The organism is Oscillibacter sp. (assembly GCF_032060045.1).
GTDB lineage: Bacteria > Bacillota > Clostridia > Oscillospirales > Oscillospiraceae > Oscillibacter.
Map to the genome: position 1 here is coordinate 14,549 of NZ_DAMBZJ010000002.1, position 13,842 is coordinate 28,390.

At 57.9% G+C, this 13,842-nt stretch carries 7 protein-coding genes; 6 read left to right on the plus strand and 1 reads right to left on the minus strand.

The features are described from left to right. Nucleotides 1-31: 31 nt before the first annotated feature. Nucleotides 32-2,143 (minus strand): chemotaxis protein CheA, encoded by a 2,112-nt coding sequence (locus RT018_RS01090; RefSeq protein ID WP_312938686.1) that lies wholly within the window; start codon nt 2,141-2,143, stop codon nt 32-34. Nucleotides 2,144-2,409: 266 nt separating this feature from the next. On the opposite strand from RT018_RS01090, the gene RT018_RS01095 reads away from it, so the two are divergent. From RT018_RS01095 to RT018_RS01120, 6 genes are read left to right on the plus strand one after another with little or no spacing between them, the layout of a single operon-like run. Then, nucleotides 2,410-3,858: a hypothetical protein gene (locus RT018_RS01095; RefSeq protein ID WP_312938687.1), complete on the plus strand. Its 1,449-nt coding sequence runs from the start codon at nt 2,410-2,412 to the stop codon at nt 3,856-3,858. Continuing rightward, the gene (locus RT018_RS01100; RefSeq protein ID WP_312938688.1) at nt 3,845-4,174 is read left to right on the plus strand and encodes an EscU/YscU/HrcU family type III secretion system export apparatus switch protein; all 330 of its coding nucleotides are present in this window, start codon (nt 3,845-3,847) and stop codon (nt 4,172-4,174) included. Before RT018_RS01095 ends, RT018_RS01100 begins: the two co-directional genes overlap by 14 nt. Beyond that, a complete protein-coding gene (locus RT018_RS01105) occupies nt 4,174-4,773 on the plus strand; it encodes a PilZ domain-containing protein (protein WP_312938689.1) in 600 nt (199 codons plus the stop codon). The genes RT018_RS01100 and RT018_RS01105 overlap by 1 nt, the downstream gene beginning before the upstream one ends. A gap of 60 nt (nt 4,774-4,833) precedes the next feature. Beyond that, nucleotides 4,834-9,696 (plus strand): S-layer homology domain-containing protein, encoded by a 4,863-nt coding sequence (locus RT018_RS01110; protein ID WP_312938690.1) that lies wholly within the window; start codon nt 4,834-4,836, stop codon nt 9,694-9,696. Nucleotides 9,697-9,721: 25 nt separating this feature from the next. Further along, nucleotides 9,722-13,054, plus strand: coding sequence for an S-layer homology domain-containing protein (locus RT018_RS01115; RefSeq protein ID WP_312938691.1), 3,333 nt, complete (start codon nt 9,722-9,724; stop codon nt 13,052-13,054). Between the two features lie 27 nt (nt 13,055-13,081). Next, nucleotides 13,082-13,798, plus strand: a complete 717-nt coding sequence (locus tag RT018_RS01120; RefSeq protein WP_312938692.1) for a PilZ domain-containing protein — start codon at nt 13,082-13,084, stop codon at nt 13,796-13,798. The last annotated feature ends 44 nt before the right edge of the window (nt 13,799-13,842 follow it).

Sequence of the window (13,842 nt, forward strand, 5' to 3'; positions counted from 1 at the left end):
ATAACCCTCTCTTTCTGCATCGACGCCGCGCTCACTGGATAGCCGAGTAAAGGTTGGCCACGTCCAGAATGACGCTGATATTTCCGTCGCCCAGAATTGTGCAGCCGGTGATGCCGTGTTGCTTAACATTAAAGGTATTGATATAATTGGGCAGCGGCTTCACAACCACCTGCTGCTCGCCCATCAGCTCGTCCACAAACAGACAGTAGGTGCACTCGCCAGACTCCACCCACATCAAAATGCCGTCTTCGATTTCGTCGCATCCGGTGCTCAGGCCGTATACGTCCTTCACGCGGATGACGGAATAGAAGTTGTTCATCACCTTTACCATCTCGCCGTGGGCCGCGTCGTGGATGATATCTGTGCCGCTCATCTTGAAGGACTGGCGGATGTTGTTGATGGGAATGGTGAAAATGGAGGAGCCAACGGAAACCTCCATCCCGTCCAGAATCGCCATGGTCAGGGGGATTTTCAGCGTGGCGGTCATACCCTTGCCAGGCTCGCTGGTCAGCACCACGGCGCCGCCCACCTCCTCCACGTTTTTCTTTACCACGTCCATCCCGACGCCCCGGCCGGAAAACTCCGTCACCTCTACGTTGGTGGAGAAGCCGGGCATCAGAAGGAAGTTGATAATTTCCTTGGGGCTGTATTCCCCATCAGGGCTTGCAAGGCCTGCGTCCACCGCCTTTTTCAGCACCCGGTCATAATCCACGCCCCGGCCGTCATCCTTCACCTGAATGATGACTTCGCCGCCGGTGTGGCTGGCGGAGAGGATGATTTCGCCCTCGGGGTTCTTGCCTGCGGCGATGCGCTCTTCTTCCGTTTCCTCGATGCCGTGGTCCATGGCGTTGCGGACAATGTGCATCAGGGGATCGCCGATGCCATCCACGATGGTCTTGTCCACCTCTGTGTCCTCGCCCACCAGTGTCAGCCGGGCCCGCTTACCCAACTTTTTGCCCATATCCCGGACAATGCGCTGCATTTTCTGGAAGGTGCCCAGCACAGGGACCATCCGCAGCGACATGGAAACATCCTGTAGTTCGTCGGTAAGCTTGCGGAGCTGCCGGGCAGACTTGGTGAAGTTGTCCAGCTTCAGCCCCTTCAAATCGGGAGAAGCCGTGACCATGGACTCGGTAATGACAATTTCGCCTACCACGTCCATAAGCTGGTTGAGCTTGCTGAGATTCACGCTGATCAAGCTTTCCTTGGGGTGAGCTCCGCCCGCCTGAACGGGAGCCGGAGCAGCCGCCGCGCTCTTTACCGGAGAGGCCTCTTCCCGCGCCGTCTTCGGCGGGGAGGCGAGGTTCTTCTGCTCTGTACGCCGGGTGGCTTCAGCGGCGGGTGTGGGACGATTTGCTTCCTCTTGCGCGGGCGCGCCCGCCTCGTCAAACGTCTGATAGCCCCGAACGGAGCCAGAACCCGACACTACATGGATGGCCCCGGCACGTTCCGCTGCCACCCGGAAGGAGAGCACAAAGCCCTGCGCAACAATCGTCTCGGTGGTGGATGTATCCGTTTCCACGTCGGCAGGAGAGAAGGTGAAATTTTCTTCGCCGCAGATGCCCCGCAGCTCCGTCACAAGCATGAATGCCCGCAGATTCTCCATGCCCGCGCCTTCGTCAAAGAACACCCGCAACCCGTATGGGAAGGCAGAATCCGCCCCGGAGGCGGGCGCTTCGGCTGGCTGGTTAGCAGGAACGGAGCCGGCAGACCCGGCCGCTCCTGCTCCGTCCTGAATTTTGGTAATCAGGCTATTAATTTTTTGAAGTAATTTGCCGATGTCATCAGATAGAGGCTGGTCGCTCTGGACCTTCTCCACTTCGCCACGGAAAAAGTCGATGGCCGTAAACATCATGTCGAACAGCAGCCCGTGCTCCGCATGGGGGATCACATCCATGGACCGCTCCCGAATGATGAAGAACATATCCTCGATCCGATGGGCCACCGTGGTCAGAGACTCATATTCCATCATGGCGGAAGCGCCCTTGATGGTATGCATGATGCGGAAAATTTCGTTCACGTCGTTTTCCGTAAAGGTATCTGCCTGCTCCGCCGCCAAGACGATACTGTCAAGCTGCTCCAGCAGGGTATTTGTCTCGTAGAGATAAGTTTCCAGAATGCTTTCGTTTCCACCGTTGTCCATAAAAAGCCGCCCCTCTCTTTTTCAAGGAAGGAGAGCACTGCTCCCCTTTCCAAATATTCAGCAATTCACTTGTCATATCGTCCACTTTTAGGAAAAAGTTAACGCTTTGCAAAAATAATTCTAAAAGTCGTTTTTTGTATATCAGCAAAGAACGACAGGTTTCCTATTTTTCATTATAATGTCTTCCGCGTCCCGCGTCAACGAAATGCCTTGAAATTTGTTGCAAATTTGTGAAATTTTTGAAGTAATGAAACGGAGCTGAACCTATGCCGGAAATTATGAACGTTACCAACCCCGTCCCTGCGCGGGAGCCAGCCGCCGCCAACCGCTCCATTCCCAACACGGCCTATGACCCCGGCATTCAGAACGTCCCCAACCCAGGGCGCGTCAATCGGTCGGACTCGAACAGCGGCCAGCAGCACGCCGCAGGAGAGGAGTCCGGCTCCGCCCCTTTGCGGTACGATTCCAACTTTCAGGCCTTTCTCCATCGGGTATCAGAAAGTGGCAACAGTATCTCTGCCGACCTGCTTCGGGCGCTGACGGGGAGCGCAAGGACCACCGTGTCCTCCGGCCTGCGGGCGGGAAGCGCAGGGGATCTGTCTCAGATCCTGGACCTGCTTCGGATGAATGAGGGAGAGTTTCTGCGGTTTATTCAAGACCAGTCGGTTTCCGCCAGCCGCTTTGGCGGCGCGTTTTTCGCCGCGCTGCGAAGCGCCTATCGCGCCGCGGATTCTCAAAGCCTGCGAAGCGACATTTTGCAGTTTCTCAAGCAGTATGGAGATTTTTCTTCCACTGCCCACATTGAGGACAACCTTCTGCGTGGCCTGAACCGGATTGTCTCTTCGCTTCCTCGAAGCTGGGGCGCGCAGGTGTCGGACTTCACCGGGCAGCTTCAAAACAGTATGCTGGCCGGTGACCGGGCCGGGGCACTGAAGCTTTTGCAGGGCCAGATTATCCCGTATCTGTCCGACTATATCTCCCGCTCCCACGACATGGGTCGGGTCCGCTCTGCCCTGTCCATGCTGACGCTGGACATCGCCCGGTATGAAAGCGGTTCGCAGGAGGGAATGCTTCAGGCTTTGCGCCACCTGTTTGACCATCCGTCTCTGCGGGGCACCCTTGGAGACTTGCGAGGTGCAGAGGACGCGGCGCTGCTTCGGATGCTGAAAAACACACCCTTCGAGCGCGCGGGGAGGAACAATCCCTTTGCCGACCGGCTGGCCTCCGCCGCAGACATGGCTCTGCGCGGCTCTGCCGGCGCGGAGGCACAGGAGCGGTTTGGGGCCATGGTCGCTTCCCTGCTCGTGAACGAAAGCGTGTACATGCCCTTAAATCATTTCATTCTCCCGCTTGTATGGAACGAAAGAATGATGTATTCTGAGATATGGGTAGACCCAGACGCAGACCGGGACAACCAGTCCCAGGAAGACGGAGTGCGCACGCTGCGCTTTCTTTTGAAGGCGGACGTGGAGCCTCTGGGCCTGTTCGACATCGTGATCACCAACCGGGGAAGTACCGTGGATCTGGCGGTGCGCTGCCCCGAGTCTGTGGCTATGTTTTCCGACGCCATCCGCGCCTCCTTAAGCAACATTCTGGCGGACAACGGCTTTTCCGCCGGACTGGTAGACGTGGAAAAAATGGTCAAACCCTTGACTGTGTCGGAAATTTTTCCTAAAATCTTTAACGGAAAGGACAGTGTCAATGTCAGAGCCTGAAAGAAAAAGACCCGCCGGCAAGGCGGTGGCGCTGCAATACGGGGCAAATTCTGCCCCAGTGGTGGTGGCCTCGGGCATGGGATATCTGGCGGAGAAGATTGTGGAAGTGGCGGCGGACAGCGGCGTCCCCGTCTACGAGGACAACTCTCTTGCCACCATGCTCTCCCAGTTGGAATTGGGACAGGAAATTCCCCCGTCTCTTTATCAGGCCATCGTGGACATCTACGTATACTTTTTGGAATTTGACCCCTCACAGCCCGACAAGCCGAGGCGGCGGCGCACGCTCTCTCCCGCCCCAGAAAAGGAGGCCGAATGATGTCCGATTATTTTTATCGCTATATGCTCTCCGACAGCCGGAACGCACCGCTGGGTACCGCCTTTATGGAGTCGGACCCGGATGCGGCAACCTGGCGGCTGCGGCTGAAACCGGAGGACCTTCTCAACGTGCTGGAGCACGAGGTGATCAACCTTATCGCCATGGATGAGGGCCGCCCCGACATGATTGGGCGCATTCTCTCCAGCAACCACACGGATACGATTGAAGTGGAGCCGCTGAACGAGGCAGGCGTACGCCTGCGTCAAAACCTGCGGGTTCCCGTCCGGTTTGAGAGCTTTCTCTATCCCGTCAACGGCACGTGGACGGGGCGCCTGCCCATCGTGTGCCATGATTTAAGCTGCGGCGGGATTGCCTTTTTTTGCAATTACGCGCTCAATCTCACGGAGATTGTGGAGGTGGTGGTTCCCATTACCTCCCAGCCCTTGATTTTGCATGCCCAGATTCTGCGTCTACGCCCCTCCAACTCTAACATTCCGCTTTATGCCGCCACTTTTGTGGACCTGATTCACGACGAGGAGGTCCTGCTGCGAGAGGCCGTTTTTTCCCAGCAGATTACAAACCGCGACACGCGAAAATAGCGCCGCCTCGAAAGAGAATGTGTAAAGATACCGACCTAGATACAGAAAGGAAGCTTCGCTATGAAACTGAACGGAATCCGTAAGGGGCGCTGGGGGACGCGGCTGCTGTCCGCCGTGCTCTGCATGACAATGGCCCTATCCCTGCTGCCCGGTTTGGCGGTCCCCGCCGCCGCCGCCAGCTGGATGGAACCCTATCTTGAAAAGCTGGTGAGCTGGGGTGTGATGCGGGGGGATTCCTCCGGCAATCTCCACCCGGACCGGACGCTGACCCGCGCGGAATTTGTCGTGCTGGTCAACCGGGCCTTCGGCTATGACGACGTGAGCGCCGCCGTTCCGTTCCGGGACGTGAAGGCCGCTGACTGGTATTACGACGACATCAATATCGGCTATACCACCGGCTATTTTAACGGCACCAGCAAAACCACCGCCGCACCCAAAAACTCTGTCACCCGAGAGCAGGCAGCCGTTTTGCTGGGCCGCAATCTTGTGCTGGACAACGAGCCGGGTGCCAGCATTGATTTTACCGACAGCGGCAAGCTTTCCAATTACAGCCGGGGGCTGATCCGCAGCGCCGTGACCGAGGGAATACTCAGTGGCTACGGCGACGGCTCCTTCCGTCCCAAGCAGAGTATCACCCGTGGTCAGATGGCCGTGCTGCTGGTAAACGCCATCGGCACCCCCGTCAACAAATCCGGAACTCACACACTGGGCGGCGTGTACGGAAACGTCACCATATCCACCTCCGGCGTGACGCTGAAGGACACTACCATTGCCGGAAACCTGTATATCACCGGCGGACTGGGACTTGGTAATGTGACGCTGGAAAACGTCACCGTTCTGGGCAAAATCGTTGTATGCGGCGCAGGTGAGAGCGAAAAGGGAAACAACAGCGTGATTCTCCGGGGTGTCACTGCCCCCACGCTGGTGATGGACAATCTGGCCAACAACATTGTCTCCATCCGTGCGGAGGGCAGCACCAAAATCGACAAAACCCTGATTCGCACTCCTTCCTACGTGGAGGACTCCACCGAAAACAGCTATGGCTTTACCGCCATCCGGGTGGAAGGCGAAGCCGGAACCGCCCTCACCGCGGCGGGCAACCTCAAGGAAATCGTCACCGTCACTCCCGAATCCGCCGTCACCGTGGCAAAGGGCTCTGTTCTCTCCCTGACCGTGGACGAGCGGGCCGCAGGCTCCTCCGTGGCGGTGCTTAACGGGGCCGTGGCGAAGGTTTTGAATCTGGACACCGGCACTACCCTTACCGGCCGGGGCGACGTGGAGCAGCTCAATGTGAACGCAAACGGCACCAAGGCCGATATGCTTCCGGACATCATCAATATCCGTCCCGGCGTCAACGCAGATATCCACGGCCAGAAGATGGACACCACGCTGGCCGCGGAATCCTCCGCCGACCCCCGGCTTCTGGCGGGCTATCCCAAAATGACCGACGTGGCCTCCGTCTCCGCAAAGGGGCTGATGCGCACCAACAAATCTGGTACGCTTTACTGGGCCGTCACCTCTGTGACCGACGGGTCCGTGGGGGAGGCCGATTTGCTGAAACCCACCAACAATCCCCGCATCCTGAAAAGCGGCAATATCAAGGCCGAAAAATCCAATACGGACTACATCGCCTCTCTCACCGGACTTACCTCCGACGGGTCTTACTACTTCTCCGCCATGCTGGTGGACCAGCGGGAGCAGCGAAGCCCCGTGAAGGCCGTGTCCTTCGCAACGTCGGACGATTCCGTCCCGGCCTTTGCCGCGGGGTATCCCTACATGTCCAAAATCACCAATGTCTCCGGCGAAGTCACGGTGATGACCACCAAATCCTGCCGACTGTATTACGCGCTGATGCCCAAAAACGCCACGGCGCCCACCGCCGCCGACTTCAAATCCGGTTCGCTGTCCGGCAATCTGGGTTCCGGCTCGTGGAACATGGTGAAAAACGTGACCGATACCTTCCTGGTCAACCGGCAGGGCACCTTGAACGAGCTGAAAGACTATGACCTGTTCCTCTGGCTCACCGACGCGGACGGGGCAAAAAGCTCTGCTGTAAAAAAAATCTCGTTCACGACGCTGGACGGCACTCCTCCCACCTTTGTTTCCGGTCCCACCGTCACTGCCATTAAGGAAACCTCCGTGGGGCTGAACGCCGTGGTGGACGAGGCCGCCACCATCTTCTGGGTGGCGGTGAAGCAGGGAGACGAATATCCCAAGCCCATGAACGGCCAGACCACCAAGCCCTCCCTGAGCAGCCCCGAGGCCAAGCTCCAGGTTTCCAGCGGCATCAACGGCCTGAAAGCCGGAAAGATAGCCGCTACCGCCAATAAAGAAGCCCTGATCAACATCTCCGGCCTTACCTCCGAATCAGCCTACGACGTGTACTACGTAGCCCAGGACAAGGCCGGAAATTACTCCGACCCCGTGGGCAAGCTCACCATCCACACGCTGGACACCAACCCACCGTCCATCACGCAGGAGTTTACACGCACCAACGACGCAGCGGGCATTTCTCCTCTGGCGGACACCGACATCCGCGTTGTTTTCAGCGAAAATGTGCAGGACTCGGGAACCAACCACCAGCTTCTGGCCCTTTACCAGAAGTCCAAGGATACTTCAACATCAGAAGATGAACAGAAAGCCGCGAGTGAAGTTCTTGTCGGCCTTTTACGGGACGATATCCAGCTTTGGTCCGCCGACGCTGCGCCCGCGGAGCGAGTGGTAGAGCGAACCGCGACCAGCGACTCCAGCGCCGACTGGACCATTGACTACCGCTTTGTTGAGATTACCGCCGAGGACGGAAAAATCGTGGCTACCTTTAAATCCGGACAGGCATTAAAGCTGAAAAGCGGCGCGAAATACTATTTCAAAATCCAGAACATTGCCGACACCTCCACCGCCAAAAATATCATCAAGCCCAACCCTGTTTCCCTGCCCACCTTTACCACTGTGTTTGCCCAGATTCAGTTCTCCAGCACGGACGTTTCTGCCATAGTGGGAAATGAAACGGTTGATTTTGACATGTCGTTTCGGGCGCTCCCCCTCTCCACCGGCAATGCCGGGGAGGGCGTGTACTGGGATTTGCTGTTCCGCATGAACATCCCCGCCAAGTTTGACCTTTATGAAAAGGTGAACACCATCGGCTCGAACGGCAAGGAGGTGGAGGGCACTTGGACAAAGTACCCCAATTCCGCTGAGATCAACTCCACTGACGGAACGATGTACGGCGCAAGCTATACCCGCTATTTCCGCAGTGGAAACACCAGTTCCTCCACCAACGCGGAGCTGCTGCGGGACATGACCGCCACCCGGTATTACGGCATTCGCTTCACCTCTATTAAAAACGTGGATGTCCGTGAAACCTGGAGCGGCAAGGTTGAAATGCAGGTGCAGGCCGTGGCTGGGTCAGATAAAAGCGCCTTGCACAATTTGGCCGTGGGCGGCATGCAGAACGAGGATTTGACACAGGCCGTCAAGGATGGCCTTGTAAAGGTGGGCAGCCCTTCGGATTACACCATGAAGCACATTTTCAGTGACACGATGATTCCGGAATTTGTCACTGGCTATCCCAAAATTGACGCGCTGGACGTTAGCGGCTCCATCAACGTCCAGCTCACCCGTACCACCGGGAAAATCTTCTACGTAATTGCCCCCGTGTCCACCATTACCACCACGCTTTCCGAGGAACTGGGCGGCAACAAATCTCTTACTTCCTCCAACTGGGATCAGCTTCCCAAAAGCACCACCGTCGACACCAATCTTTTGGTGTTCTCCTCCGTTCCCACCAGCGGCAATATTATGACGCCTCCCTATAACGACACCTCGATTATGAAAGGCAGCGTCTCCTATTTTGGCAGCAATGTAAACATTCCCCTGCGGGGTCTCAGCCCAAAAACGAAATATGTGACGTATTTCGTCCTTCAGGGCAGCGCTTCCACCATTTATTCTGAAAAGCCCTATCTCTTTGGCTTTGAAACCTCCGAAACCTCCCGACCCATCATTGAGTTGACCATCAGCAATCCCAACGTCTCCATTAAGACGGACACCACCTCCGACGTGAACTATCTGCTGGCGGTGAACGGCAGCGAGCCGGGCAACCTGAGCCGGGCCATGGTCGATTATGTGGTTCCTGGTGAAAAGGATGACTTTGGTAGAAAATATCCTAAAGGCACAGGCAAGGACGGAAGTTATACGGTTCTGGACGCAATGAGCAACAGCTTTTTTAAGAATAACGAACTGGCAGGCTCCGTGTTTGATGAGTACGCCACCCAGACGGCAAAGGACGACTTTGCGGAGTTCATCCGTTCTCAGACCACCACCAGCGGCGACGTGACTATGAGCGGCGACGCCACAAGCATCCGCAACAAAACTGTGGACTGTTCCCCCGGCATGGTGGGCACCACCTGGTACACCTTCCTGACCGTGGCCAAAAGCACCGCCGGTTCTGGCGATGCCTTCCGGGCCATCCGCCCCGTGTTCAACACGGATGCAACGCCCCCTATGGTGACGGACTGCCTTTCCGACATTCAGCCTAATCCGGCTGGAACTGCTTATACGGGCACCGTGACGCTGGTCTTTAACGAGGACCTCTATTGGGTTGTGAAGGACCCCAGCACCTCCAACCAGACGGTGACGCCGCTGGATGCCACCGCCACCATGAATCCTCTGTCCGGCTTCTATTCCGCGGGGCTGGCCTTCAACAAAAGCGCGGCTTTCTCTTTGGTTGCAGGCACGCCCGGGCAGAAGATTTCCTCTGTCACCTTCGAGTTTACCAACGCCAAGAACGGCGCGTACATTTACGCCGCCACGGAACTGGGCGACAAGGGCGGCAACGTCCACGCGATTCCCCTGACCGTTAAGCTGGACACCAGCGGCGCGACCCCGCGCTTTGTGGTAACGCAGGACTGGGATATGACCACCTGACGTGGAACAAAAAAGGAGTTCTTCCATGAAAAACAATTTTTTTCGCAGGGGGACGGCGCTTCTGCTCTCGGCACTTCTGTCCGTCTCTTTGATCCTTCCGGCGGCGGCGGAGGAGGCAGAGCCTCCCGCCGGGCCGGACCTCTCCGGCCTTTCCGTCAGCTTCAGAGACGGCACCAGCGAGCTGCTTCTCATCGAGAGCAACCGCCCCGTAAACGTGGATGTCTCCGGAGCTCCCACGGATGCAACCGTGAACTATTCCTACACTTGGACCAGCGGCAATACCGCCGTGGCCTCGGTTAACGGCGTAGGGGATACAGTTTCCATCATCCGGGGCGAACAGCCCGGACGGACCGACGTTTCCGTCACCGTGACTGCCGCGTGGGCCTCGGACCCCAGCGTCACCAAGTCCGCCACTATCAGCCGGAGCGTCCTTCTTCCGGGCATCGTCCTCAGCAGCGCATCCCTCTCTATGAAAACACGGGAAAGCCGCCAGCTTACCGCCTCGCTGTTTCTCCCCATCGGCATTGATGAGACAGTGACATGGAGCAGCAGCAACGAACTGGTTGCCCGAGTGTCCTCCAGCGGTCTTGTGACCGCCGGAAGTGCCGGGACCGCCATCATCACCGCCAAGGCGGGGGCCTATTCCACCACATGTCAGGTCACGGCGGAGGAAGCTGTGGCAAATGTCATTATAGAATCCGCCCGGAATGACAATCCTCTGGCCTTTTCCTATGTCGCCGGAAAAATCAATACCGAGTGCAGCCGCGTGCTGCAATCCTCTCTGTCCTATGTCACGGGGCTGTATGTCCCCGCTTCCGCCGGAACGTTGTATTACGGCTATGTCTCCGAGGCTGTTCCCGGCGCAGGCGTGGGCGCCAATGAGAATTATTCCTACTCCGGCGATCGGGGAACCCGGTGGCTCTCTGACGTGACCTTCGTCCCCAAGGCGGATTTTTCCGGCACGGCCGTCATCCGCTACACCGGTTACGATTCCTCCTCCACTCCCCGGTCCTTTCAGGGGACGATTGAGGTAAATGTGGCCGCCGTCTCCGGCATCAGCTACTCCACCACCGGGCGAAACCGGGTGGATTTCAATGACGAGGATTTCAGCGCGGTCTGCCGGGCCGCCACCGGCCACGAGCTGCAATACGTGACCTTTTCCCTGCCCTCGACCTCCAAAGGGACGCTGTTCTACAAATACAACGGCAACGACCTTGACAACAAGGTCACCTCCGGCACGGCTTATTACCGCAGTAAGTCCCCCCTGCTCTCCGACGTGACCTTCGTACCTGCCGATGGATATTCCGGCACGCTTTCCATCTCCTATACCGGCAGGGACACCAATGGAAACTCCTTTGGCGGGTCTGTTTCTATCACCGTTTCCACTAGCGCGGGCAGCCGGGGAAACATCCAATATTCCACCTCGAGAAACCGGTCTGCCCGGTTCAACGCCAGCGACTTTAACAGTTTGTGCGAGGATGTACTGGGCGTTCGATTGCAATACGTCCGCTTTACCCTGCCTGCCTCCTCTGTGGGGACGCTGCGGTACAACTACAGCTCTTCCAGCAGTGCCGGAAGCTATGTTTCCTCCTCCACTAGCTATTACCGCTCTTCCTCGCCATATCTGGACAACATATATTTTGTTCCCGCCTCTGGCTGGACCGGGACGGCAGACATCTCCTTTACGGGGTATGGACGCAACAGCCAGAGCTTCACCGGCGTTGTCACTGTGGATGTGGATTCCACTTCCTCTTCCGGCACGTTGTCCTACTCCACCCGGAGGGACACCGCCGTACGGTTTAACGTAGACGACTTCAACACACGCTGCGACGGCGAAACCGGCCAGTGGCTGAACTATGTCAACTTTACGCTGCCCTCGTCTTCTTACGGGACGCTGCGGTATAATTACTATTCTTCCTCCAGCTCGGGCAACTCTGTTTCTTCCTCTACCAATTATTACCGCTCCTCCTCGCCGTATCTGGACAGCGTGTATTTCGTTCCCGCCTCGGGCTGGAGCGGAACGGTGGACATCAGCTTTACCGGATACAGCACCGGCGGACAGCGCTTTACCGGCACGGTGCGGGTCACCGTCCGGGATTCCGGAGCAGGCGGCGTGTCCTATACCACAAAGCAGGACACCCCTGTGAATTTCTCCGCGAACGATTTTGATACGGTGTGCCGGGAGGAGACGGACCGGAACCTGAATTACGTCCGCTTTACACTGCCCTCCTCCTCCGTAGGGACGCTGCGGTATAATTACAGCTCCTCCTCCAGCACCGGCAACGCCGTCTCCGGTTCCACCGGCTATTACCGCTCCTCCTCGCCCTACCTCAGCAACGTCACCTTCGTTCCCGCCTCGGGCTGGAGCGGAACGGCGACGATTTCCTACACCGGCTATGACACGGGCGGGCAGCGCTATACCGGCTCCGTAAACGTGGAGGTAAAGAAAGCGGCGTCCGCGGGCGTGATTTACTACACTGTTTCCGCTGGAAAGGCAGCAGCCTTTGATGTCTCCGCGTTCCAACTTGCGTGCAGCGCCCGGGGCGCAGGCTCCTTTGTTAGCGCTGCCTTTTCCCAGCCCTCTTCCGGCGTGGGGCAGCTTCGCTATCAGTATCGTTCCTCTTCCACGCCCGGCACGGCCGTGACCTCCGGGGCGAGCTATTTCGCCTCCGGCTCACCGCTGGTTTCCAACTTGTCCTTTGTCCCCGCCGCGGGCTATACCGGCACGGCCACCATCCCCTACACGGGGAAGGACAGTCAGGGCAACTCCTATTCCGGCTCCGTTGTGGTCACCGTCACCTCTGAAACCAAGGCAAGCTCCTTTACCGACATGGGGAATTACACCTGGGCCTCCTCCTCAGTGGAATACTTGTATTCCGCCGGTGTGGTAAACGGCACGGGCGGCGGCGCCTTTTCTCCGGGAGCTGCCATCACCCGGGGCAGCTTTATGCTGATGCTCAACCGCGCGTTCCAATTCACCGCCTCTGGCGGCCCGGGCTTTGCCGATGTGCCGGCAGGTAGCGTCTATGCCGAAGCGGTGAAGATTGCACAGGCGCTGGGCATCGCCCAGGGAAGCGGTTCTTCCTTCTACCCGACCCGCCCCCTCTCCCGCCAGCAGGCAGCCGTGTTTCTTGCCCGTGCCATGCGGGCCTCCGGCTGGAGCTTTACCGCGGGAAGCAAGTCCGATCTCTCCGGCTTTTCCGACAGCGCCGCCGTCTCCGACTACGCCGCGGCCGATCTGGCCGCCATGGTGCGCCTTGGCGTTTTTCAGGGCGGCAGTGACGGAAAACTGCATCCCCAGTCCTCTCTCACCCGCGCGCAAATGGCCGTGATTCTCTGCCGCGCCATCACGCTGTAAATTCAGTTCTAGAAGGAGTTGCTGTCTATGGCATATAAACCAACCGTCCCGGAAGAGGAAGAGGGACCCTGCGCGGCCACTCCGGCGGACCTGCGTGAAGCGGTGGGCCACCTGTGCGAGGTGCGAAAGCCCAATGACAATAAACTGGTTTTCTTAGGCCGCGTGGAGAGGTGCCAGAACGGCGCGTTGGCGGTTTTTCCCGCCGGAGGGCGAGAGGCGCCGCCGGTCATCTACAATGATGACTTCAAGCTCATCTTGCATATTCCTCGAAAATCGACCCAAGTGTGGCTGGGAAAGATTCACGGTAGCTCCCGCTACTTCTGGAAGTTGGGCAACCTTTTCAAATGCCATCAGCGGGAGCAGCGGGTGAATTTTCGCCAACCGGTTTCCCTGCGGGCCAACGCGCTGTGCATCAACGCGCTGTATCCCGAAAGTCTTCAGGGGGAAGCGCAGTATTATTCCCGATTATGCAAGGTGGTGGACGTAAGTCTGGGGGGCGTCCAGCTGCGCACCCAGGACCGTTATCACCCCGGCGACCACCTGCTTTTGACCAATCTTTGGCTGGATGAATCTCAGCCTCAGCCCTTTGTGTTCACTGTGCAGATCTGCTGGGCCCAGCCCGTCAACAAGGTGGAGACCCGGTTTGGCTGCTATTTTGAGTCTATGAGCATTCGGGATGAGGACCGGCTATGCGCCGCCATTTTGGAACTCCAGCGGCTGGACCTTGCCAGCCGCAACGGATAACGTAAAGCTTTGCCGGGCGGGGGGCAAAGTTTTTTAAAAGAGGC